Annotated in this window: 23 protein-coding genes; 9 read left to right on the top strand and 14 right to left on the bottom strand. The window is 70.6% G+C overall.

Translation table 11 applies throughout. The features are described 5' to 3' along the window. The first annotated feature begins 82 nt into the window (after positions 1-82). On the top strand, positions 83-721 hold the full coding sequence (gene prfH / locus LR393_RS18600; RefSeq protein WP_231485222.1) for a peptide chain release factor H: 639 nt from the start codon (positions 83-85) through the stop codon (positions 719-721). A gap of 97 nt (positions 722-818) precedes the next feature. Then, complete coding sequence (locus LR393_RS18595; RefSeq protein ID WP_231485221.1) at positions 819-1,556, top strand: SGNH/GDSL hydrolase family protein; 738 nt, start codon at positions 819-821, stop codon at positions 1,554-1,556. Positions 1,557-1,587: 31 nt separating this feature from the next. On the opposite strand, the gene LR393_RS18590 is transcribed toward LR393_RS18595, so the two are convergent. From LR393_RS18590 to LR393_RS18580, 3 genes are all read right to left on the bottom strand, one after another. Further along, positions 1,588-1,995, bottom strand: a complete 408-nt coding sequence (locus LR393_RS18590; protein WP_231485220.1) for a hypothetical protein — start codon at positions 1,993-1,995, stop codon at positions 1,588-1,590. Between the two features lie 103 nt (positions 1,996-2,098). Then, positions 2,099-3,346 (bottom strand): DUF1996 domain-containing protein, encoded by a 1,248-nt coding sequence (locus tag LR393_RS18585; RefSeq protein ID WP_231485219.1) that lies wholly within the window; start codon positions 3,344-3,346, stop codon positions 2,099-2,101. 81 nt (positions 3,347-3,427) lie between these two features. Further along, positions 3,428-4,339, bottom strand: a complete 912-nt coding sequence (locus LR393_RS18580) for a LysR family transcriptional regulator (protein WP_231485218.1) — start codon at positions 4,337-4,339, stop codon at positions 3,428-3,430. A 78-nt stretch (positions 4,340-4,417) separates the two neighbouring features. Between LR393_RS18580 and LR393_RS18575 the strand changes: the two genes are divergently transcribed. Beyond that, a complete protein-coding gene (locus tag LR393_RS18575) occupies positions 4,418-5,656 on the top strand; it encodes an MFS transporter (RefSeq protein ID WP_231485217.1) in 1,239 nt (412 codons plus the stop codon). Between the two features lie 79 nt (positions 5,657-5,735). After that, complete coding sequence (locus LR393_RS18570) at positions 5,736-6,566, top strand: oxidoreductase (protein WP_231485216.1); 831 nt, start codon at positions 5,736-5,738, stop codon at positions 6,564-6,566. A gap of 7 nt (positions 6,567-6,573) precedes the next feature. Here the strand turns inward: LR393_RS18570 and arfB are convergent, their stop codons facing one another. From arfB to LR393_RS18550, 4 genes are all read right to left on the bottom strand, one after another. Beyond that, positions 6,574-6,999: an alternative ribosome rescue aminoacyl-tRNA hydrolase ArfB gene (gene arfB, locus LR393_RS18565; protein WP_231485215.1), complete on the bottom strand. Its 426-nt coding sequence runs from the start codon at positions 6,997-6,999 to the stop codon at positions 6,574-6,576. A 4-nt stretch (positions 7,000-7,003) separates the two neighbouring features. Beyond that, complete coding sequence (locus tag LR393_RS18560) at positions 7,004-9,274, bottom strand: DEAD/DEAH box helicase (protein WP_231485214.1); 2,271 nt, start codon at positions 9,272-9,274, stop codon at positions 7,004-7,006. A gap of 462 nt (positions 9,275-9,736) precedes the next feature. After that, the gene (locus tag LR393_RS18555) at positions 9,737-10,063 is read right to left on the bottom strand and encodes a hypothetical protein (RefSeq protein WP_231485213.1); all 327 of its coding nucleotides are present in this window, start codon (positions 10,061-10,063) and stop codon (positions 9,737-9,739) included. Between the two features lie 349 nt (positions 10,064-10,412). Continuing rightward, the gene (locus LR393_RS18550; protein WP_231485212.1) at positions 10,413-10,802 is read right to left on the bottom strand and encodes a hypothetical protein; all 390 of its coding nucleotides are present in this window, start codon (positions 10,800-10,802) and stop codon (positions 10,413-10,415) included. A gap of 7 nt (positions 10,803-10,809) precedes the next feature. Here LR393_RS18550 and LR393_RS18545 point away from each other — a divergent pair, with 7 nt between their 5' ends. Next, positions 10,810-11,481: an NAD(P)-dependent oxidoreductase gene (locus tag LR393_RS18545; protein WP_231485211.1), complete on the top strand. Its 672-nt coding sequence runs from the start codon at positions 10,810-10,812 to the stop codon at positions 11,479-11,481. A gap of 283 nt (positions 11,482-11,764) precedes the next feature. Here the strand turns inward: LR393_RS18545 and LR393_RS18540 are convergent, their stop codons facing one another. Both LR393_RS18540 and LR393_RS18535 read right to left on the bottom strand, forming a co-directional pair. Further along, positions 11,765-12,835, bottom strand: coding sequence for a hypothetical protein (locus LR393_RS18540; RefSeq protein WP_231485210.1), 1,071 nt, complete (start codon positions 12,833-12,835; stop codon positions 11,765-11,767). A gap of 5 nt (positions 12,836-12,840) precedes the next feature. After that, complete coding sequence (locus LR393_RS18535; protein ID WP_231485209.1) at positions 12,841-13,428, bottom strand: RNA polymerase sigma factor; 588 nt, start codon at positions 13,426-13,428, stop codon at positions 12,841-12,843. A 119-nt stretch (positions 13,429-13,547) separates the two neighbouring features. Here LR393_RS18535 and LR393_RS18530 point away from each other — a divergent pair, with 119 nt between their 5' ends. Next, complete coding sequence (locus tag LR393_RS18530) at positions 13,548-14,105, top strand: hypothetical protein (RefSeq protein ID WP_231485208.1); 558 nt, start codon at positions 13,548-13,550, stop codon at positions 14,103-14,105. A gap of 33 nt (positions 14,106-14,138) precedes the next feature. Here LR393_RS18530 and LR393_RS18525 read toward each other — a convergent pair whose 3' ends face one another. Next, on the bottom strand, positions 14,139-15,143 hold the full coding sequence (locus tag LR393_RS18525) for a hypothetical protein (protein ID WP_231485207.1): 1,005 nt from the start codon (positions 15,141-15,143) through the stop codon (positions 14,139-14,141). A 108-nt stretch (positions 15,144-15,251) separates the two neighbouring features. Between LR393_RS18525 and LR393_RS18520 the strand changes: the two genes are divergently transcribed. Together LR393_RS18520 and LR393_RS18515 are read left to right on the top strand one after the other, a co-directional pair. Continuing rightward, positions 15,252-16,367 carry an alpha/beta hydrolase gene (locus LR393_RS18520; protein ID WP_231485206.1) on the top strand — a complete coding sequence of 372 codons (1,116 nt, stop codon included), beginning with the start codon at positions 15,252-15,254 and terminating at the stop codon, positions 16,365-16,367. A 173-nt stretch (positions 16,368-16,540) separates the two neighbouring features. Then, the gene (locus LR393_RS18515) at positions 16,541-17,662 is read left to right on the top strand and encodes an FAD-dependent monooxygenase (RefSeq protein ID WP_231485205.1); all 1,122 of its coding nucleotides are present in this window, start codon (positions 16,541-16,543) and stop codon (positions 17,660-17,662) included. A 27-nt stretch (positions 17,663-17,689) separates the two neighbouring features. Here LR393_RS18515 and LR393_RS18510 read toward each other — a convergent pair whose 3' ends face one another. Next, on the bottom strand, positions 17,690-18,178 hold the full coding sequence (locus LR393_RS18510; RefSeq protein ID WP_231485204.1) for a DUF2255 family protein: 489 nt from the start codon (positions 18,176-18,178) through the stop codon (positions 17,690-17,692). A 174-nt stretch (positions 18,179-18,352) separates the two neighbouring features. Here LR393_RS18510 and LR393_RS18505 point away from each other — a divergent pair, with 174 nt between their 5' ends. Further along, complete coding sequence (locus tag LR393_RS18505; RefSeq protein ID WP_231485203.1) at positions 18,353-20,530, top strand: FAD-binding oxidoreductase; 2,178 nt, start codon at positions 18,353-18,355, stop codon at positions 20,528-20,530. Positions 20,531-20,536: 6 nt separating this feature from the next. On the opposite strand, the gene LR393_RS18500 is transcribed toward LR393_RS18505, so the two are convergent. From LR393_RS18500 to LR393_RS18490, 3 genes are all read right to left on the bottom strand, one after another. After that, positions 20,537-20,944, bottom strand: coding sequence for a RidA family protein (locus tag LR393_RS18500; RefSeq protein ID WP_345718627.1), 408 nt, complete (start codon positions 20,942-20,944; stop codon positions 20,537-20,539). 219 nt (positions 20,945-21,163) lie between these two features. Then, positions 21,164-21,853: a TVP38/TMEM64 family protein gene (locus tag LR393_RS18495; protein WP_231485201.1), complete on the bottom strand. Its 690-nt coding sequence runs from the start codon at positions 21,851-21,853 to the stop codon at positions 21,164-21,166. 202 nt (positions 21,854-22,055) lie between these two features. Next, the gene (locus LR393_RS18490; protein ID WP_231485200.1) at positions 22,056-23,276 is read right to left on the bottom strand and encodes an MFS transporter; all 1,221 of its coding nucleotides are present in this window, start codon (positions 23,274-23,276) and stop codon (positions 22,056-22,058) included. Positions 23,277-23,374: the final 98 nt, after the last annotated feature.

The raw sequence follows: 23,374 nt of genomic DNA, 5'->3' as shown, positions 1-23,374 counted from the left end.
ACCACCTGGCCACACCGGTGGCCGCCACGGTCCCGATCATCACCTACAAGACGCAAGACCTCTCCGACGGGCGGCGCCGGCGATGAGCTCCACCCTCCGCCTGCTGCTCTCGGCCGGGCGTGGTCCGGTCGAATGCGCCTGGGCCGTGGCCGAACTGGCCGAACGCTTGGAGGACCGGGCCCGGCGGGAAGGCGTCGGGGTGCAGCGGGTGGATGCGGTTCCCGGCGAGGCTCCCGGCACCTACCGGTCGCTGTTGCTGCGGCTGGAAGGCCCGCCGTCCTTCGCCGCCGCCTGGACCGGCACCCTGTGCTGGCAGGCGCCCAGCCCCTACCGGGCCGGGGTCGCGCGGAAGAACTGGTACGTGATCGCCGAACCGCAGCCCGACGACGTCCACCCTTCTGTTTTCTCCGAGGACGACGTCACTTTCGTGGCCACCCGGACCGGTGGCCCGGGTGGGCAGCACCGCAACAAGGCCAGCACCGCGATCCGGGCCACGCACCGCCCGAGCGGGACCGTCGTGGTGGTCGACACCGAGCGGCGCCTGTCCGACAACCGCCGCATCGCCGTCGATCTGCTGCGCCGCCGGATCCAGGAGGCCGACACCGCCACCGGTCGGGCCGCGGGCACCACCCGGTGGCGCACCCACGACCGGATCGTGCGCGGGGCACCGACACGAACCGAACGACCTCAAGGGGCAACGGGAATGCCCCCACCCGCCTAAAGACATCGTTATCATTCCATTGAGTTGTCGGCCGGGGGGCCGGGCTTTGGATAGTGGTGCTGGTTTCCGTCATCCACGAACCTGTTTGGAGACATCCATGTTCCGTCCCCGCGCACACCGGATCACCCTGCTCGCCGCCACGATCGGCGTCGCCGCCCTCGGTCTGGGAGCCACGACGGCCACCCAGGCGGCCCAGGCGGCCGAGTCCACCGCGGCGGTCCCGGTGAAGATCATGCCGCTGGGCGCCTCCATGACCTACGGCACCGGCTCCACCACCGGCAACGGCTACCGGGAGGTCCTGCGTCAGCAGCTGACCGGGGCCGGGGTGAGCATCGACTACGTCGGCTCGCTGAAGTCCGGTACCACCGACGACCCGGAGAACGAGGGTCACGGCGGCTACCGCATCGACCAGGTCGCCGCCGGGGCCGAGAACTGGCTGGCCACCTACACACCCGACGTGGTGCTCCTGGCCGCCGGCACCAACGACACCCTGCAGAACTACGACCTGCCGAACGCCCCGGCCCGCCTGAGTGCCCTGATCGACGAGATCCTGGCCGCCCGTCCGGGCGTGACCCTGGTGGTCGGCACCCTGCAGCCCTCGGGCAACGCCGCCAACGACGCCGAGGTCGACGAGTTCAACGCCGCCGCGAAGACCCTGGTGGAGCAGAAGATCGCGGACGGTACCGACGGTCTGCACCTGGCCGACCTGAACGCGGTGCTGAACTCGTCCGACCTGACCAGCGACGGCATCCACCCGAACGACGGCGGCTACAGCAAGATCGCCGGAGCCTGGTTCGAGGCGCTGGAACCGATCCTGGCCGCGACCGGCGACTGAGGTCCGCGGATGCCCGGGAGCATCGGGCGTGTCACCGCACCGCCAGGGCCGACGCAACGAGTGCGAGTGCGGCAGTCAGGGCCCGGACCTGGTCGATCCGCAGCAGACGCCTGACCTCTTCGCGGTCGTGCCCCGCACTGAGACGGCCGTGCACCCGGGCCGCGCAGGCCGTGACCATGAAGGTGGCGGCCACGGCGGCCAGGGCCACGAGCGTCCAGCCGCCCGGGCCGGACAGCAGGGTCCATCCGCCGGTCAGCACGAGGGTCCCGTACATCACCGCCACGAGCGGGACGACGGCCCGCGAGTGGGCGTTGTGGGCGAACTCCCACTGCTGCGCGGGCACGCGGGCCAGGGCCGGGTAGACGAGCGCCGTGACGGTGACCTGGAAACCGAGGTGAGCTGCGGTGGCTGTCAGGAGGAGCACATCGGCGGTGGTCACCGCCCGAGCGAAGCATGCCGCTCCGGACGGCGCACGTCCGGCCGCCCGGACCGGAAGGCCGGGTGGGGTGCCGTGGCACCTCACCCGGCCCGGACCGGCAGGATCAGAACTGCTTCTCCTTGTTGCAGGTCACCAGCTGGTTCACGCAACTCTTGACCAGGTCGGCCATGGTCTTGGTGTCCCAGGCGAAGAACCCGTCGAAGTGCATGGACGAAGCCATACCGCTGGCCAGCTCGAACCCGGCCTTGGTGCCTTCGGTGTCGTAGTTGACGACGAAGGTGACGGCCGGGATCCGGACCGGGAACGCGGCCGGGCAGGTGCCCTGCGCACCGTAGGCGACGTGCGACTTGTGGTCCGGGCTGTCCAGGTTCTTGCCGTCCCAGCAGTCCGGGAACCGCTGCAGGAAGTGCAGCGAGCCGTTGTCCTGGCAGACGGGCCAGTTGCCGTCGTCGCTACGCGCCACGCCGTCGGCCGGGCCACCGGCGCACCAGAACTGGTTCACCGTGCCGACCGGGGTGGCCTCCTGCTTCTTCGCGTCCCCCACGACCATCCGCATGCCGTTGGGCATCGGCACCGTCTTGGTCTTGTCCTCCAGCAGCGAACCGTAGTAGACGATCAGCTCTTTCGGCTCGACCTTCTGGCCGGTGCTCTTGTCGGTCAGCGACGGCATCCAGTAGGCCGAGTGGTCCTGCGTCGGCAGGCAGGTCGTGGACGTGAACTTCATCAGGTCCTCGGTGGTGCTGTTCGCGTCGGTGCTCTCGTTGCCGAAGAACGAGTGCAGATGCGACTTCCCGGTCTGCCCCGGGAACACGATCGGGTCGTTGTTGCCCGAATGGCTGTAGGTGCAGGTGGCGTTGAACTCGGGGTTCTTCTTCGCGGTCGCCGGCGGGGTGCGCGGGGTCAGCGCCTCGAACTCGTCCAGCTGTGCCTTCCAGGCCGCCGCGTCCACCGGGATCCAGTCACCGGCGGGCATCGTCATGGTGGCGCCGGGCGTCATCGCGTGGTCCGGCGTGCTGGTGTCGGTGGGGGTGCTCGTCGTGGTCGGGGCCGGGGTACTACTGGGCGTGGCACTGGGACTCGCGGTCGGCGTACTGCCGTGCCGCCGCTTCTTCGTGGCCGTCTTGCCCAGCGTGCCGGCGTATTTCGCCGCCTGCGCCGTGGTCATCTCCAGCTCGTCATCACCCGCGGAACCGGCGACCGGCTCCACCGTGCTGCCGTGATGGCTGCCCTTGGGCAGGTTGACGGAGTTGCCCGGGACCGCGCCGAACGCGATCGCCGCGCCCACCCCCAGGATCGAGGCCGTCGCTAGCGCAATGGCCGGGCGCAGCAGCCGGGGACGTCGTCGCGACACGTGATGCTCCTTCTCGTGGTCAGGGAACTCGAGTGGTCCGACCCAACCGCGATCCTGTGCATCACCTGTAGGCCCAAAGTCCTAGACCTGGGTCCCGCTCCGGGCCCCCGGCCGCTGCGCGTCCCGGGCCAGCGCAGCCAGGCGGGCGGCCGCCGCGGTCAGAGTGCGCCCGCGCGCCGTGGCCACACTGACATGCATCTGGAAGTCGGCGTCCTCCAGCTCGATCCAGTGCAGCGACGGGTCGTTCCCGGCCAGGTACCGGGGCAGGAACCCCGCACCGAGACCGTTGCGTACCAGCGCCGCGGTGTCGTTGGTGTCGGAGGCCTCGATGGACACGTCCCGCCGTAGCCCCCGGCGTCGGAACTCGGCGTCGACGAGGGTGCGGTTGGCAAAACCCCGGCGGAAGTCCACGAACCGCAGCGGGGCGGCCTCGGCCAGCGTGATCGCCCGGCGGCCGGCCAGAGGGTGGTCCAGCGCCACCGCCAGCCCCAGGTCCGAGCTGGCCAGCACATCGATCTGGAGGTCGGGGTAGTCCTCGGGACGCGCCGCCATGAACGCCACGTCGATGTCGCCCACCCGCAGGCTCTCCGCCATCCCTGCCGTGCCCGAGGGGGCCGGGGCCAGGCGCATCGTGACGTTGGGGTGCTCGTGGGTGAAACGGCCCAGCAGGCGCGGCACGTCGAACAGGGTCACGTTCGTCATGTAGCCGATCCGGATCGAGCCGGTCAGGCCACCACCCACCGCGTCGACCGCGTCCCGGGCGACCTGGAAGGCGTCCAGAATCCCGGACGCGTGCGGCAGCAGGGCGCGCCCGGCGGCGGTCAGGCGTACCTGCCGGGTGGTGCGGTCGAACAGGCGCTCCCCCAGATCCGATTCCAGGGCCGCGACGGTGGCCGACACCGCCGACTGCACCAGGTGCAGATCGGCCGCGGCCCGGGTGAACCCACCCGCGCCGGCGACGGCAACGAAGACCTCGAGCTGACGGCTGTCCACGATTCATCACTATGCCAGATCAATCTGATCGGATTTCATCGTTGGACGGGATAATTCCAGGTGGGTCAGGATCAAGCCATGTCAACCGCCACGCTCACGGCCCCGGCCCCGGCCCGTCGTGAGGTCAGCCCCGGCGCCGGTTTCTGGATCGCCGCGGCCTCCTTCCTGGTCGTCATGGCCTACAACACCGTGCCCACCCCGCTGTGGTCGATCTATCAGCGCCGCGACGGCTTCTCCACGTTCGCCATCACCATCGCCTTCGCCGCCTACGCCGTCGGCGTGGTGATCGCCCTGTTCCTGGCCGGGCACCTCGGCGACGTCCACGGCCGCCGACGGATCCTGCTGCCGGCCATCGCCCTGCAGATCGTCTCGGCCGTGGTCTTCATCGCCTGGCCCGAACTGCCCGGACTGATCGCGGCCCGGCTGATCGCCGGGCTCGGCGTCGGCATGCTCACCGCGACCGTCACCGCGCACATCCTCGACCTGCACCTGACCTCCCGCCCGGGCGCCGACCCGGTGCGCGGGCAGATCGTCGCCGGCATGGCCAACCTCGGTGGCTTCGGCATCGGGGCCCTGGCCTCGGGCATCCTCGCCGAATGGGCGGACGCCCCGCTCGTCACCCCGTACGTCGTGTTCCTGGTGCTCCTGGCCCTGGCCTTCGCCGGTCTCGCGCTCGTCCCGGAGACCGCCGCCCGGCCGCAGCCGCGTCCCGCCTACCGGCCGCAGCGCGTCAGCGTGCCGCAGGCCGCCCGGGGCCGGTTCTTCCTGGCCGGCGGCATCGCCTTCTCCGCCTTCTCGGTGCTGGGCCTGTTCACCTCGCTGGCCCCAATCTTCGTCGCCGGCCAGCTGCACATCACCTCCCGCGCCACCGCCGGCCTGGTGGTGTTCGTGACCTTCGCCGCCGCCGCGATCTCCCAGATCGCCGTGCGCCCCCTGAGCCTGCCGGCCCGGATCGCCGTGGGCACCGTGCTTCTCGTCGCGGGGATCGCCGTCCTCGCCGTCGTCGTGGAGACCGTCGGGTCCCTGGGCTGGTTCTTCCTCGGCGGCATCGTCAGCGGGGCGGGCGCCGGACCGCTCTTCGCCGCCGCCCTGGCCGTGGCCGGATCCCTGTCCGCACCCGCCCAGCGCGGCGAGGTCCTGGCGGGCATCTTCCTGATCGGCTACATCGGGCTCACCCTGCCGGTGGTCGGCATCGGCGTCGCCACCCTGTCGATCAGCCTGGCGACCGCCCTGGTCGGTTTCGCCGTCGTCATCATCGCGATCGCCCTGCTCACCGCCGGTCCCCTGCTGGTCACGTTGCGACGGGCACGGGCCTGACCGGACGCGCACCGGGGATCGAGCGGTCTTCTTGTCGGGGCCAGTGGTAGACCACCAACCCTCTGGAGAAAGGCCTTTCATGACCACCTGGCTGATCACCGGATGCTCGACCGGCCTCGGCCGCGCCTTCGCCGAGGCCGTGCTGGCCCGGGGCCACCACGTCGTCGTCACCGCCCGGGACGTCTCCCGGGTCCAGGACCTGGCCGACGCCCACCCGCAGGCCGCCCTCGCCCTGCCGCTGGACGTCACCGACCAGGAACAGGTTTCCGCCGCCGTGGCGGCGGCGCAGGAGCGGTTCGGGGCGATCGACGTGCTGGTCAACAACGCCGGGTACGGCTACCGGGCCGCGGTCGAGGAGGGTGAGGACGAAGCGGTCCAGCAGCTCTTCGAGACCCACGTGTTCGGGACCACCCGCATGATCAAGGCCGTCCTGCCGGGCCTGCGCGAGCGTCGCTCGGGCACGATCGTCAACATCTCCTCGATCGGGGCGCGGATCTCCCCCGAGGGTTCCGGCTACTACGCGGCGGTGAAGGCCGCCGTCGAGGCTCTCACCCTGTCGCTGCGCAAAGAGGTGGCGCCGCTGGGGATCACCGCGATGGTCGTCGAGCCCGGTGGCTTCCGAACCGACTTCGCCGGCCGTTCCCTGACCCAGGCGGCCGTGCCGATCGCCGACTACGCCGACACGGCGGGCCGGCGCCGTAAGGAGCACGACACGGTGCACGGCACCCAGAAGGGCGATCCGGCGAAGGCCGCGGCCGCGCTCATCGAGGCCGTGGAGTCCAAGGAGGCGCCCTTCATGCTGCTGCTGGGCAACGATTCCTCGGACGGGTTCCGGGCGACCCTGGACGCTCTGCGCACCGAGGTCGACGCCTGGGAGAAGCTCAGCCGGAGCACCGATTTCGACGAGTGAAACGAGCCTAGTCGGAGGTGTCCCGGCGCAGGCGCTTGACGTTGCCGCGGCGCTTCTTCTGGGCGATACGGCGTTCCTGGGACCCCCGGGTGGCCTTGGTGGCACGCCGCGGCCGCGCCGGTGGGGCGAGCGCGGCCGCCACGATCTGCGCCAGGCGCTGTTCGGCGGTCTCGCGGTTCTGCAGCTGCGAGCGCTGTTCGGACGAGGTGACCTGCAGAACCCCGTCCACGAGGCGGGTGCTCAGCCGGCTGAGCACCCGTTCTCGTTGTTCGGGTGAGAGCACCCCACTGGCAGCCGCGTCCCAGCGCACCTGGACGCGACTGTCGGTGGTGTTCACGCCCTGGCCGCCCGGCCCGGAGGAGCGGGAGAAGCGCCAGGTGAGTTCGTTCTCCGGGATCGTCACGGTCGCGTTCACCCGCAGGGGCCCGGACATGTCGTTACTCCGCCGGCTCGCTCAGGGGGTCATCGAGCGGAACGCTCAGGGGGTCGTCGAGCGGAACGCTCAGGGGGTCGTCCGCCGGTGCGTCCGCCGGTGCGTCCAGGAGATCGTCCAGCGGTCCGATGTCGGTCTGCGGTGCCCGGCTCAGCTCGTCGGCCAGCAGGGCGACCAGCATGTCGAGCTGGACGTCGGACGAGGAGGAGACCTCGGTGTCGGAGCCGTCCAGGGCCCGGGCGGCCAGTCCGGCCTTGCTGTCGATCAGCTCGGCGATGCGGGCGTCGATGGTCTGGGCCGCGATGACCCGCCAGGCGGTGACCGGTTCGGTCTGGCCGATGCGGTGGCTGCGGTCGATCGCCTGGGTCTGCTCGGCGTCGGTCCAGGACAGCTCGGCCAGGACGATGTTCGAGGCGACCTGGAGGTTGAGCCCGACGCCGGCGGCGGTCAGGGAGCAGACCGCGACGGCGACGGCGGGATCGTTGACGAAGGCGTCGATGTTCTTCTGCCGCAGTGAAGGGCTCTGGTCGCCGCGGATGGACGCGAACCGCACTCCCTGCCGGGTGAAGGTCTCCTCGGCGGTGTCCATCACGTCGACGTGCTTGGCGAAGAAGACGACCTTGCCGGCGCTGCGGGCCAGCTGGCCCGCGTAGTCGGCGGCCAGTCCGGCCTTGGCCTGGCCGATGCGGCGCATCATGCTGAAGACGTTCTCGCCGGTCTTGGTGGCGGTGTCCTTCAGTTCGGCCCGGGCCACCCGGCGCGCCAGTTCCAGGTCGATCCCGTCGGCGGAATTGGTGGACGAGCGGCTCGCCAGAGCGGTGCGGTACCGCTCGAGCATGCGTCGGGCCAGGTCGCGCTCGGCCGCGCGGACCGATCGGCCGGCGGCGCCCTCCAGCTCGACCGGGAGGTCGGCGACGCGGCGGGCGGGGATGTCGGCGGCGACGTCGACCTTGCGGCGCCGCACGATGCCGCTGTCGATGACGCACTGGTGGGCGGCGCGGTAGAAGCCCGGGTCGGCCGGGTTGAGACCGGTCTCCTCCAGGGAGTCCATCAGCTTCCCGAGCGGCTTCTTGTCGTCGATCCAGCCCAGGAACTGCCAGATCGCGCGGAAGTCGTCGATGTCGTTGATCAGCGGCGTGCCGGTCAGGGCCATCAGCAGCGGCTGCGCCGAGCGGGCGCGCAGGCGGTCGGACAGGCGCAGGACGTTCTGCGAGCGCTGGGAGGTCTTGTTCTTGATGAAGTGAGCCTCGTCGACGACCATGCCGCCCAGGCCGAAGTCGCTCAGCCAGCCCACGTGCCGGTCGAGGACCTCGTAGTTGACCACGACGATGTCGGCGAAGCCGTCGACCGCGTCGCCGTTGCCCTGGACCACGGTGACGGGGCGGTGGGGTGTCCAGCGGCGGGCCTCGCGGGCCCAGTTGGTCTTCACCACGTTGGGTACGACCACGAGCAGCGGGTAGGCGCCGGCGGCCTCGGCGGCCAGGAGCGCCTGGGCGGTCTTGCCCAGTCCGGGTTCGTCGGCGAGCAGGAAGGTGCGGTGCCCGGCGGCGGCCGCGGCGACCAGCTCGCGCTGGTGCGGCATGAGCTGGACGCTCATCGGCGTGCGGGAGACCGTGCCGGCCGGGAGTTTCATGCAGGCGGGGGCACCGCTGTCGGCGCGCTCGAACGAGTCCAGCAGCGGGCCGAGCAGTTCCCAGCCGGCCAGGCGGTGGCGAGGGGTCGCGACCGGGCGGGCGGCGGAGAAGTCGGGGACCAGGAACGGGTTGGCCATCTGCCGGGAGACCACCGAGCGCGGGATCACGCGGCTCTCCGCGGGGGCGGGTGCCGTCGGGGTCTGTGCCGGGGCGGCGGCCCGGGGCTTGGCCTCGGGCTCCGGTTCCAGGCCGGCGGCCTGCTGCATCTCCCGCTTGAGCGAGAGGGCAGCGTCGGACAGCGGCGCGTCCTCGGTGAGGAAAGCCATCAGCCCGGTGTCCTGGACGGCGGTCGTGGCCAGGACGGTCGCCAGACCGTCGAGGCGTTTGAGCTGTTCGGCCGTGCGGGCACCGCTGGAGCTGGTGTCGGCCCGCAGGCGGGCGCGTTCTTCCCTCAGCAGGGCGGCGACGGCCTGGAACTTGGCCCGCAGGGCAGGGGTCAGGCGGCCGCGGCGGGCGGCGTCCTGGATCTCCCGCAGGGCGGCCGCGAGCACCGCGATGACATCTGGGCGCTGACGACCCCGCCGCTGGTTCTGCGGCGCAGGACGGCGATGACCTGCTCCACGCTGGCCTGGTCGGGCCACAGACTCCTCCTCCACATCCGCCCCTCAAGGGCGTACAACTCCGGCACGGTCGCCCGGGCGGTTCAGCGCCCTGGTGCCGTCCGGTCCTTCAGGCCCGCCACGAGACATCCGGGGCGGGAGCTACGGTGCTCCGGTACCGGGCGAACCCGGTGGATCGGCGCACGACAACGCTTGAGGCCACGGTGGCCCCCCTCACAGGTCCTGAACATGCCGGACCTGGGCAATCCACACCACGACCGGTTCCGGTCTCGTGGTCGGTGCCCCGCACATCTTAAACGCATACACGGGCATCTCATTCCTCGGACCCGTCCCCGAGTTCCCGGAACCGGCCACCAACCCTTTCCCGACTGCCGCCGGCCGGGTCCGGAACCGCTCGCCGGGCGGCGGAGACCGGCGTGGAAGGCCACCGCCCTGCCCGTCCGGTCATCGGCACCGCCGGTCACGAGCTGTACCCGGATGCGTTCACGCTGTTCGCCGCCCAACGGGGTCCCGGTGGTCGCGGCGCCGGGGCCGGCCCGTCCCGGCAGGCGGCCAGGAAGCGCCCCGGACGCTCCGGCCCCTCGATCTGCTCGCGGTACCGAGGCCGCGCTCCCGGGCCCGCCACCGGGCCTGGGCCCGCACCCGCGGCGCCCGGTCGGCCGGCAGCGGCACCAGGTCGTCATCGCGCCGGGCCTCGTCCGGCATCCGGCCCAGGGCCACCAGCCGTCCCTCGACGGTGTGCGCGGCCGGCAGTTCGCTCAGTCGCCGAGGGTCGGCGGCAGACCGTCGGCGGCGTCGGCCCGCATCCACTGGTCCGGATCCGAGCGGACGATGCCCAGACACGGCCCGGGCGAGAGCAGGCTCGTTCCCGGCCCAGGACCAGAGCCCTTCGCCGGACGCCACGATGGTTACTGCTCACCAGCGTCCCGACGAGCCCGGCCACCGGCCACCGCTCCGCGAGCATCTCCTGCACGACGCCCAGCGCCGGGGTCGCCTGCGGGCGGCGCCCTCCGGCCGGGAGCAGACTCAGGACGGCCGTCGCGTTCTGGGGTTTCAGGCGTCCGGACCGCGCACGGACGAGGTGGCGACGTACGGCGAGTCGTCTGAGAGGAACGTGCACCGGCCGGATTCGGAGAGCATGGCCTGCCCGGTGGACCGATCAGAAGGTGGCGCGGAACGACGGCCAGGCCGCGCGTAGATAGATCCCGAACGGCACCCACCAGATCAGGTCGTTCGTCACGGTGATCGCCACGGTCTGCCACGGCCACTGGCCGCTCAGGATGAAGAACGCCAGCCCGATCGGCCCGAGCACCTTGCCGGTCAGCCCCACGGCGGCGATCGGCCAGCCGTGCTCGGGGCGGCGGGCCACCTCCAGATAGAGCACTCCGTAGAGCCCGAGCACCATGCCGAGCGTGGCGAAGATCTGCGGTGTGTTCGACGGCGGCATCCCGGCCACCCGGAACAGCCACTGCGGGTCGAGCAACGTGTAAGCGCCCCAGAGAATGTTGTAGATCCCGGCCGCCACGAACGTGCGGCGGTGCTGCATCATGGTGTTTATGTCCCACCTCGTGATCGTCGCGGCGACCGGGGGCATCGGCCGTCACATTTTGACACAGGCGCTCGACGCCGGGCACGACGTGACGGCCGTGGTCCGCAACCCCGACGCACTGCGCGGCACGGCGGCCCGCGTGGTGCGCGCCGACCTGACCGCGCCCGATCCGGACGTGCTGCTCGACGCCGTGGCCGGCACGGATGCGGTGCTGTCCGGGCTCGGGGCACGCACCGGCCGTGAGGCGGGCGTCGCGTCGCGTGGCACCAGAGCGATCGTGGCGGCGATGGCGACCGCACGGGTGCGCCGCATCGTGGTTGTCAGCGCCGCGTCCGTCGGCACCGTGCCGTCGCCGCTGCGTCCCGACCCGCCGCGATTCAACCCCGGCGACGGTCCGATGACCCGGTTGGTGTTCGCACCGGTCGCCAAGGCGCTGTTCCGCCCCCACTACGCGGACCTGGCGATCATGGAAGACCTGCTGCGGTCGAGCGCCCTGGACTGGACGGTCAGCCGCCCGCCGCGCCTGCTGAACCGCCCACTGCACGCCACGTATCGCACGGCGACCGACATCAACGTGCGCGGCGGCACATTCATCTCCCGCGCCGACGTCGCCCACCACATGCTCGCCATGCTCGACGACCCAGCCACTATCGGGCACGCCGTGGGCGTGGCCTACTGATCCTCGAGAGCTGATCAGACTCCTACCCCAGCACGCACGTTGGCCCCGATAGGTCTCAGGGCAACTGGCGCCTGGAGATTCAGGCCCCGCCGGCCGGTCGAGTCGATCGGGTGGGAGGTCCAGCAGCCATGATCAGCTCTCGGAAGAGGCCGTCGCAGGCCGGCCGGCCCATCCGGCTACGTCACGGGAACCGCGGCCGGGCGTCGGCCGGTCAGCGACATGACTCCCCGAGCCGAACGCCTCCCTGACATCGCCGGCTCAGCGAGGCCTGCCCCCAAGGGTCTCACCCCCGCGGCAGATCGCACGAGAGTTGTTCCATGTACGAGGAAACGTCCTGACGAATACTGACCTTCGCCGCGAAGATCGGTACTTGCGCGCCCCAGTCACCGGTCTCGTTCATCTCGTTCAGCAACGGCCAGTCCCGGTGGCTGCTGAGCGCCCTGTCGACCGCGGCCATGCCGTCCTCGTCCCGGTCCGCGCGAGCGTTCGTGTACTCCTCCAGCCAGGCGCAACTCACCGTGGTCAGGAGTTCGGCGCCGAAGTAGTAGCGGTCCTGGCTCAGTTCGGTGACCGGGTCGGGGAGGTCGAATCCGGCCGGGAGCGGCACGCCGCGCAGCATGGTCGCAGCCGTGGCCGCCGAGTTCCCGGGCGTGACGGTCCCTTCTCCCAGATCCGCGATCCACTGCTGGGGGTCCACGACCCGTAACGAGCTCAGCACCGAGAGGAACTCTTCATGGTCACGCGGGCGGTCGAGCCGGACGGAGACGAAGACCTCCCCCGCGGGGACGAGAATCTGCTCGGAGAGAGCTGTCTCGAACAATGGTGCCTGCTGACCGAAAATGGTCAGTGACGTCCGCCGGCTGACGTCGGCGCCGATGCGCTTCACGGTGCGTTCGTAGGCGGACTCGGGCCCCCACCAGATCGTCAGCTTTTCGTCACCCTCCCCGGTGAACTGCTGCTCCCCCTCGTCGGGCGCGTTCTGGACCAGGGAGGCCGGGCGCCACCGGTCGTCGACGGTGAGATACGGATTGCCCGTGGCCACGATGGGTTCCTGGGGCAGCTCGTCGGCCGGCGCGACCGGGGCCCTTCCCTGGACGAGCACGACGCACACCGCGACCACCGCTGCGGCTACCGCCGCCGCGGCCGGCCAGGCACGACGTGGGGGCCGCATCACCCTGGCCGGCGGCCCGTCGTCCAGGTCGAGGGCCGGGATCCGATCCGGCGGCACGTCATCGTTCCGGTCGCCTCGCAGGATCTCCTCCAGGAGTTCCTGCCCGGCCCGGTGAAATCGCGCAGGCGATGACGGGGCGGGACGCACCCGGTGCATCAGGTCCTCGAACTCCCGGTTGTTCATTGATCTCAACTTCTTTCCGGCTGGGACGCGGTGCGGGCAACCACTACATGTCCGGGTCCGCGGTGGTCGTCGCGTCGCCCGGCGCCCACCCGTTCGGGAGACCGAAAGTCTTTCCGCACGGCCTTGCGGGCGCGGAACAACCGGGAACGCACCACCGAGGCGGGCAGATCCAGCAGGATGCCGATCTCGCTGGGGGTCAGCTGGTCCCAGACGGTCAGCTCCAGCACCTCGCGGTCGGTCGCCTCGAGTGCCCCCAGCGCCGCGTCCACAGCCAGGACCTCGACCAGATCGGCCGACGGGTCGTCCACCGCGTCCTCCCGCAACTCCAGCCGTAGCCGCTGACCGAGCTGGCTGCGGCGCCGTTCCCTCCGGGTGTGGTTGGCCAGCACGCGCCGCGCCACGCCGAACAGCCACAGTCGTGCCTCTTCCCCCGCCGGTATCTCCTCGCTCCGGCGCCAGGCCACCAGAAACGTCTCCGCGACCACGTCGGCCGCGTCATCGGGGCCGTTCACCCGCCGAAGGACGTAGTTCAGGATCACCGGGAAATGGGCGGAGTACAGGTGCCGGTAGGCAGCCTCTGACAGTTCCCTCACGACCTACTCATGTCCGGACCAGCCACCGGCGTTGCGCGGTGGCGGGAACTTTCTGATCACGCCGACCGCGCTCACCGTACGGTGCGACAAAAAGGGTGCCACGCCCTAGCATCCGGATCATGCCCACGTCGTCCCCCTCCGCGCCCCGCCCGATTCTCGGCCCGCTGAACCGGCAGTTCCCCGTGGACGAGGCCCTGCCCGCAGACCGCGTACGCAGCCGGCTCTCCGCCTACGTCTACGGCAACATCCTGGTCCTGGCCGCGATCATCGGCACCACGGGGTCGTCGGACCATTCCCACTCCTGGCTGATCGTCCTGGCCACGGCCCTGACCACCTACCTGGCGCACGTCTTCGCCCACCACGTCGCCGAGCAGGTCGGGCGCACCGATGAGGAACACCGCAGCCACCTGATGCACGAGATTCGGGATGCGGTACCGATCCTCAGTTCGGGAATCACCCCGGTGCTGATTTTCACCGGTCTCGCCCAGGAGTGGTTCGAACCCGGCCCCGCCGAAATTGTCGCGGCCGGTCTCGTCGTGCTGCGCCTGGCCGGCACCGGACTGGTCGTCGAACGCCTGAGCGGCCGCCGGACCTCGGCCGCCACCCTGTGGAGCGGAGCCGGGATCGCGGCGGTCGGCATCGTCATCGCCCTGCTCAAGGTGAAATTCTCACACTGAGACCGGTTCCGGGCCAAGCCCGCCGGAACTTGTTCACATCTCGTCAGGATCGCATCCGAGCAGGTCCACGTACTCGGAGGCGTCCTGCCGGGTTCCGACCTGGCCCGACAGCAGGAGGATTCCCGAGTCGGGAGCCTCTGCCCGCGCGCTGATCTCCCTCTGCAGCGACCATTGCCGGTAGCCACTCAGCGCCTTGTACACGCGGGCCATCCTCTTCTCGTCCTGGTCCGCGTAGGCCCGGGTGTACTGCCCCAGCCAGGCGCAACCGACAGATCCCAGGACCCGGCCGCCGAAGGTGATGCGATCTTCGCTGAACCTCGTGGTCAGGGTCGAGGTGTCGAAGTCGTCAGGAACCGGCACGTCGCTCAGCATCTGCCCCGCCACCTCCGGCGACCGCTCGGGCCGCACCACGTCCGGCCCCAGGGAATCCTCCCACCGAGCGGGTTCCAGGACCTGCAGCTCACTCAGTACCGCGGTGAAGGCACCACGATCGCGCACACCGTGCACCCGCACCGTGATGAACGCGGAACCTGAGGTGAACAGCACCTCCTGATTCAGTGCATCTTCGAGAACTGTTGCCCTCCGGCCGAAGATGGTCAGCGGATCCTGCTCCCGCAGGTCGGCCCGGCGGCCGCTCAGGACCAGGTCCGCAACCCTGGACGGATACCACGTGATGGTCACCGTCCGCCCCGCCAGCGTGAAGACCTGGCTTCCGCTGCGTTCGTCGTCCTGGCTGAGCGACGTCAGCCGCCACTGGTCATCCTTCATGAACAGGTGGGGATTGCCGTCGGTCGCCACCGCTTCCTGCGGCAGTTCGACGGCGACGGGATCCGCCGACCCGGAGTTCTCATCATCGCGGTGGACGAACACCAGCAACGCGACGGCGACGGCCACGACGGCAGCCGTGATGACTCCCACCCACCACCAGCCGGACGCGCGCCGCCCACCGGGTGTTCCGGACCTGACATCGGGGCTGGACATGATCTCCTCCAGGAGCTGCGGGCCGGCCTCCGGGAAAAGGGCGGCGGGCGAACGCATCGTGCGGACATCCCCTACATGTCCGGCCGGCGCCTGTTCATCGCGGCACAACCCGGGAACGGCCCGCGGCGTCGAACAGCCATCGGCTGAACCATCCTGAGGAGTGAGATGACCAACCTGCTCGCCCGCCCCCGTCGCCTGATCCTGATCGGTTCGCTGGCGACCGTTCTCGCGGTCGCGGTGACGGTGGACGCGTCCCGGCCCGCCGCGGCGGGCCGGCCTCCGGCTTCGGTCGCGGCGGGGACGACAACCGCCCAGAAGGTCGTCACCACGACCTACGACCTGGGTGACAAGGCTTTCCGGGACCGGGAGACCGGCGCTGTCAGCGAGATTCGCGGCGTCGTGTTCCGGCCCCGGACGATCAGGGGCAAGGTCCCGCTCATCGTGCTCGAGCACGGCACCTGGTACGCCTGCACGAACGCGGACGAGACGAAGTGGCCCTGCCGGAAAGGACGCGCCGATCCCAGCTACCGGGGATACGACTACCTGGGAGAGCAACTGGCGGCCCAGGGGTACGTCGTGGTCTCGATCGGCTCCAGCGGCATCAACCAGACCGCGGCCAGTGAATACGGAGCCCGGGCCGCTCTGATCAATCACCACCTGAAGCTGTGGAAGCAACTGCAGGACGGCACCGGTGCGCTGCGTCCCCGGCTGGCCGGGTTGACCGGTCATGTGGACCTGCGGCGGGTCGGCACGATGGGACATTCGCGGGCCGGGAAGGGCGTCATGTGGCAGGCCTCGGACAAGCACCGGCACCAGTGGCCGAAGGGCGTGACGGTCAAGGCCGTGCTCCCGCTGGCGCCCGTGAAGTTCGACTGGCCCCGGGGCGACATCAGCGACACCTTCACGACCCGGGTGCCGGTCGGAGTCGTGATGGGCTCGTGCGACGGCGGGATCAGTCAATCGCTGGAGGGACAGGGCTACCTGGACGACGTGAAGGGAAAGACGCGGGCGGGCGCCTACTCCGTCGTTCTGGAGGGGGCGAACCACAACTTCTACAACACCCGGTGGACGCCACCCACACCGCTCGCGTACGACGACAGCACCTGCCCCGGCCGCACGCTCACCCCGGCCACCCAGCACAGCGCCCTGGTGCAGTACGCGACGGCGTTCTACGGGCGTTTCCTGCTGGGAAAGCGCAGTGACCAAGCGACTCTGAACGGTGACAAGCCCCTGAAGGGAGTCACCAGCAAGACCCGGACCGTCGATCCGGTGAAACCCTGAGGTCGCATGACCTTTCGACGGGAGTGGACACGCCGGCCCGGCTCACCCGCCACGAGGCCTCTGCCCGGCGTGAACCTTTGGGAGGTCCCGCCACGTGCTCTCTCGGGCACCTCGACAGCGTCGCCGGAGGTCTGTCCTGGTGAACGGTTCACGAGTGCGGGAAGGACGATGTCATGGGTGAGCAGGTACTGGTGGCCGGAGCGGGGATCGCCGGTCTGGCGGTGGCCCGGGCCCTGCGCGGCCACGACGTGCCGGTGGTGCTGTGCGAGCGCAGTGCCGAGAGCACGGACCGTTCGGGGCTGGCGATCGTGCTGCCGGGCAACGCCGTGCGGGCCATCGACCGGCTGGGACTGGGCGAACGGCTGGCCTCGCTCGGATCGCCGACGCAGCGCCGGGAGTACCGCAGTGCCCGGGACCGGCTGATGTTCGGCGTCGACGAGGACGCTTTCTGGGGGCCGCAGGCCCGGCCCCGGTGCGTGCGGCGCTCGGACCTGCTGGATCTGCTCGCCGACGGCCTGGACGCACCGGTGCGCCGGCCGCTGGCGATCCGGACGACCACTGCACAGGACGAGTCGGTGCGGGTCGAGTTCGGGGAGGGCACCACGGAGGATTTCGGGTTCGTGATCGGTGCCGACGGCATCCGGTCGGCCGTCCGGTCCGGGCTGCCGGGAGGCGCCGAGCGCACCCAGGCTCTGCTCAGCGGTTCCAACTGGCGCTTCATGGCCCGCAACCCCGGCGTGGACTGCTGGACCCTGTGGACCGGTCCCCAAGCGACGTTCCTGCTGGTGCCCGTGGATCAGGGGCAGGTGTACGGGTACGCCTCCAGCGTCGTCGGAGGTGCGGTCGCCGACGATCCGGACTGGCTGCAGACCACTTTCGCCACCTACCCGGCTCCGGTCCGGCAGGTGCTGGAGGAGCTCGCCGGGTGCCCGGACACGCTGTACCACTCGTTGATCGAGGAGGTCCGTTCCGGGACCTGGACCCACGGACGCCGCGTGCTGATCGGTGACGCGGCTCACGCCACCGCGCCGGTCTGGGCCCAGGGCGCAGCGATGGCCCTGGAAGACGGGCAGGTGCTGGCCGACCTGCTCGCCACCCAGCCGTGGGACCAGGTCGGCGAGCGCTATCAGAACGCCCGGCGCGCTCGGGTGCAGCACGTCCAGGACGCCACCGACCGCTTCTCCCGGGCCGCGGCACTGCCTGCGATCATCCGTAATTCGCTGGTCCGGTTCGTCGGGCCGCGCTCCTACCGCAGCACCTACACCCCGCTCAGGACACCTCCTGCGGCCGTCTGACGGGTCCCGGTTCACCGCTGGCGGGGGTCACTCCTTCCGTGACCGCCCCGCGGGGCGCAGGCGAAGAGTGGTGGCCACGGCCGCCTCCGAAACCATCTGGTCGACCGAACCGCTGCCGTAGCGCCGGTACTTGGCCCGGTACGCAACGTCGACAGCCGCGTCCACCGACTCGTCCACCGACTCGTCCACTGCTTCGTCCACTGCCGGATCGACTGCTGCGCCGACCGGGCCGGTGACCTCTTCGATCTCGACGTCGGTCTCGACCCCGGGTACCCGGACGCGGCCCCGGCGAGATCGCAGTACCTGACCGTACCAACCGGTTTCGCGTCGGTACCAGGTGCGCACGAACACCTCTTCACCCACACAGACGACCCAGACGGGCGTCCATCGCCGCAGGGTGCCGTCGGTGCGGGCGACGGCGATCTCCAGTTCGTCCGCGGCATGGATGCGCTGCGCCTGCTCGGGTGACCACCGGCCGGTCGCGGCCGGTTCGGGGTCCGCTCTCTGCTGGTTCATGGTGTCGATCCTGACCCATTCGTGGCCGGGGACCAACACCCTCAGCGCGAACCGTCCATACCCTGGCGGTATCGATGGGTGTAGGTGGCCGGGCCGGGATGCCGGCTCTCAGGTTGGCGTGTCCGCGGTATCGCCTGGCCGCCATTCGCAGACCAGCCGCCCTAGCCTGGCTGGATGACCACGGAGATTCCGGGCGAAAGGCTCACGACAACAGCGGTTCTGACCACCGCCGACGAGATCATGGAGCTGCTGGGCAACCCCGTGCCGGCCGTGATGATGAAGCAGATCGATCACCTGGATCGGGGCGCGGTCTCGGTGCTACGGCATTCCCCGATCGCGGGTGCCGGGTACCGGGACGCCACCGGATCGCGCCGCAGCACGTTCGTGGGTGGTGACGCCGGGTTCATCGAGGTTCTCGCTCCTACCCGGATCGCCTTCTCCCTTCCCGGGACATCTCCTGTGCCGGCGAATTCGAGCGGCTTCTCCTTCGTCTTCCTCCTACCCGGGGTCAGTGAGACGCTCCGCCTCAACGGCCTGATGCTGAGCCGCGACGGGGCCCGTACCGTCGTGCAGGTGCAGGAGGTCTACGTGCACTGTGCGCGGGCCATCGGACGGTCCCAACTGTGGGTGGCCCCGAAATCCCCGGCCCCGCCCGGCAGCCATGGCCCCGGCGGATCCGGGCCCCTGAACGATCCGGGGGTACGGGAATTCCTCGCCGCCGCACCGTTCCTGGTCTGCACCAGCGGTGATGCCGACGGCGGGAGCGACACCAGCCCCCGGGGTGACCGGCCGGGTTTCGTCCGGATCATCGACGGGCACACGATCGCGATCCCGGACCGCAAGGGCAACCGCCGGGCCGACACGTTCCACAATGTGCTGCAGGACCCGCAGATCGCCCTGGCCGCGCTGGTTCCGGGATCCTCGCAGGTCCTGCACCTGAACGGGACTGCTTCCGTCACCACCGACCCGGATCTGCTCAGCACCATGGCGTTACGAGGTATGAACCCGCACGCGGCACTGCTGATCGATGTCGCCGGAGCGGAACTGGGCGTCAGCGAGCCGGTGCGCGACGCCCAGTTGTGGGACGCGGCGGCCCACGTCGACCGGGATGCGTTCCCCGACCTGAACATCCTGGCGGCCCAGCACCTGGCCACCAACCCGGCCAACCGGATGGGCCCGCTGATCCGGCCGGTGGCAGCGCTGCTGCGGCTCTTCCCGAACGTCACCCGGCGCCTGATCGGCCGGTCGTTCAGCTCGGCCCTGGCCAAGGAAGGCTACGACAGCGATGCTCCCGCCCCCGCACCCACCCCGCCGCGCCGGGCGTCCTCACCCGCGCGCCGGTTCGAGGTGCGCACGATCCGCCGGGAGACGCCCGAGGCCGCCACGGTCGTCCTGCGGGGCGGCGACGAACCTCTGGACTTCGTTCCGGGACAGTTCTTCACGTTCGGCCTCGACGTGGACGGGACCACCGTGCGGCGCGCCTACTCCGCGTCGTCGGCCCCCGGCTCCCCCGAACTGGAGATCACCGTCAAACACATCGACGGCGGGGTGTTCTCCGGCCATCTGCACCGAAAGCTCGCGGTGGGCGACCAGCTCGAGGTGCGGGGCCCCTCGGGCGCACTGTTCGACCCGGCCACGACCGATGCCGACGAGATCGTCATGGTGGCCGCCGGCAGCGGCGTCACCCCGATGATGAGCATCATCCGAGCGCGGCTGGCCGGCCCGGGCCGCGCCCGTCTTCTGCTGCTGTACGGCAACCGGGACGAGAGCAGCATCATCTTCGCCGGAGAACTGGCCCGGCTGCAGCGGGAACATCCGGGCCGGCTCGTGGTGACGCACCAGCTGACCGGCCCGGACCCCACCTGGACCGGCAGGACGGGCCGGATCACCGGCGCGTCCCTGACCGCCTGGCTGGCCGACCTACGTCCTTCCACCGGGGCCCGCTACTACCTGTGCGGACCCGACGCCCTCATGAGCGGGGCCCGGGAAGCCCTGCGGGACAGCCAGATCCCGGGCGATCGGATCCGGATGGAGAGCTACCGCAGCGCGGCCCCCACCGAATCGACGGGCACCGCCCACCGGATGAACGTCACCGACGGCGGGGCCGAGATCGGCGCCGGCCCGGTCCCGGCCGGACAGACCCTCCTGGAGGCCGGCCTGTCCGCCGGGCTGCCGATGCCGTACTCCTGCACCGTCGGGAACTGCGGCGAGTGTGTCGTGAAGCTCCTCTCGGGCCGGGTGGCCATGAGCGAGCCGCACTGCCTGCCCGCCGGGCAGGAGGCCGAGGGATACGTCCTGACCTGCGTAGGACGCCCCCAGACCGACGTCACGGTCGACATCGCCGACCTCTGAGCAGCCTCAGTCGAGGACGGCCAGGGCATCGATCTCGACGAGCATCTCCTCGCGCGGCAGACCGGTCATCACCGTCGTGCGGGCCGGGAGGACGCCCGAGGCGCAGCGCTGCTTGACGAACTCGCCGTAGGCCTCGTTCATCGCGGCGAAGTCGTCGCGGGTGGTCAGGTAGACCCGCAGCATGACGACGTCGTCGAAGGTCGCGCCACCGGCCCGCAGGATCGCTTCGACGTTCTCCAGCGTGCGCAGCGTCTGGGCCTTCACGTCGCCGGGGTACAGGTACTCGTTCGTCACCGGGTCGACCGGGCCCTGGCCGGACACCTGGAGCACCGGGCCCTTGCGCACCCCCTGGGAGAACGTATGGGCGGGGGCCGGCGCGTCGGTCGTGCTGATGGCGGTGCGGGGCATGCTCATGGCTCCTACTGACTTTCTTCAGGGATTCAGATGCGGGCGTAGGGACGGACGAGATACTAGGGCGCAGTGGGGTGCTCGGTCACCGCGCTGCTGACGGCAGCCGGAAATCGAACCACAGCACGCAGTTCCTGCCGACCTCGACACGTCCCGCCGGAGGCGAGCGTAGTACGGACGAGCCCCGGTTCTCCTGGGTGGACTGGATGTTCTGCGAACCCGCTCTCACCGTGGCGGGGTGACCTCGTCCGTACTTCTGTGGCGGTTCCGGCGGGTCAGCCACCAGCCCAGGCCCAGCCCGAGCACGCTGACGGCGGCCCCGACCCCGGTCGCGACGACGGCCAGGGTCGCGTCGCCGGAGACCGCAGCATCACCCAGCGCGGTGTAGGCGAAGGCCCGTGGGGCCGAGCCGATCAGAGTGCCGAGGGCGATCTGGTAGGTCCGCAGGCCGATCACGCCGAAGGCGTAGGACAACGGCGCGTCCGGCACCCCGGGGATCAGCCGCTGCACGACGACCGCGACGGTGCCGTGGCGCCGGGCCAGATCCGTCAGCGCGCGGGTCCGTTCCCCGCCGATCTCCTCGACCGCTCCTCCCCCGGCCCGGCGGGCTGTCAGCAGGGCCAGCACCGAGGTCAGCGTGGAACTGGCCAGGCTGCACGCGAAGCCCAGACCGGTGCCGAACATCGCGCCTCCGGCGGCCGACAGCAGTGGCCCGGGCACGAACACCAGGGCCAGCACGGCCGCGGTCACGATGAACACCGGTCCGGCCAGCAGCCCGAACCGCTGCATCTGGGACTGCAGGCCCTCGACCGAGACCGGCAGGAAGAACGCCGTCAGCAGGCCGAGGGCCCCCAGGAACACGACGAGCCCGGCGAGACGGAGAACCGGACGCTGCACGCCGACAGCCTCGCACATCCGGCCGATCGTCCACCCCGGGGCGACCGATGCGGCTGGTCAGGTCAGGACCACTGGACCGTGACCGAGGACGACACCGTCCCCATCAGTTGACGTCCGATTTTAGGGCTTCCTTCACCTATGTGTCCTACGACCTGGATCTCGGCGTGACCAGGCAAGCCGGGGCGCCGACCTGATTGCCTCCCCGCGCCGAAGCGGCCGGTCATCGAATCGACGCCCCGGTGACGGTCGGCGTGCTGGTCGGCGGATCCAGGTCACGGGTGGCCGGGACCAGGACAGCGGTGAGCGCTCCGAGGGCCCAGATGCTCGCCAGCGTTGCTGCGGCGACCTCGACCCCGGCCTTCTCGGTGAGGACGGCCGCGCCCATGATGCCGAGGGCAGGAGCGCCCGTCATCAGTGCGTTCTGGGTGCCCATGACGCGTCCGCGCAGGTCGTCGTCGATGCGTTCCATGCTGAGGACGCCGAGCAGGCTGGCGAAGAGGCCGCTGGAGAAGCCGATCAGGAAGGCGCCGGTGAGGATCACGACGGTACTCAGAAGAGTTGCCGTCACCGCGAATCCGACGACCGTTCCGGCCATTCCGGTGACGAGCCAGAAACGGCGGGAGCGGGTGCGGGCGGCGAGGGCGTAGAGACCGCTGCCCAGCAGCAGGCCGAGGGCGAGGGTGGTGAGCACCAGCCCGAGCTGGTTCGGCCGGCCGGTGCTGGTGAAGTGGACGGGCAGGACGAGCCCTTGAAGGGCGGCGAGGACCACGGCGGACAGGCAGATGAGCGCGGTCGTCGTCACCAGGAAGGGGCTACTGAACAGTGCCTTCCAGCCCGCGCGGATCCCGGTTCCGGGACCGGGCGCCTCGACCGTGGTGAGGGTGCCCGGGATCAGCAGGGTGACGAGGGCGGCGGCCAGGGAGGTCGCGGCGGTCACCCAGAGCACGGTCGGGCCGTCGAAGAAGGTCAGGGCCCCGGCCGCGGCGGCCGGGCCGATCACGATGCAGAGGGCGCCGAGGCTCTCGCGAAGTCCGACCAGGCGCTCGGGAGTCATGCCGCTGTTGCGGGAGATCGCGGGTAGCAGGGCTTCTCGGGCAGTCAGGCCAGGAACGTCGCCCAGTGAACCGAGGACGCCGAACAGGATGAACCAGCCGACGGTCAGGTCGGTCGTGAGGGCGACCAGGGGCAGGGCGGCGGTCGTGGCGGCGGAGACCAGGTCAGTGACGATCGAGGACGTGCGGCGGTTGATCCGGTCGATGACGGTTCCCATGAAGAGCCCGGCCAGGACGGCGGGGACCGCGGTGGCCGCGGCGACCACACCGGCTTTCAGAGGGCTTCCGGTGGACTGGAGGATCACCAGGGGCAGGGCCACCGCGGCGATCGAGTTACCGAGGACGGACAGGAAGTAGGAGCCGAGATAGGCAAGGACGACGCGGGGCATGGGTCCAGTCGAAACTGTGACGTCGCGTCGGGGTCAAGGACCCGGGTCTTGCCGCGTCAGAATGGACCCCGACGTAGCGTCATGGTTTTGACTGGAGG

The sequence above is a fragment of the Kineosporia mesophila genome (genome assembly GCF_021129235.1).
GTDB classification, from domain to species: domain Bacteria; phylum Actinomycetota; class Actinomycetes; order Actinomycetales; family Kineosporiaceae; genus Kineosporia; species Kineosporia mesophila.
This window is presented reverse-complemented; position numbering and strand designations above follow the sequence as displayed.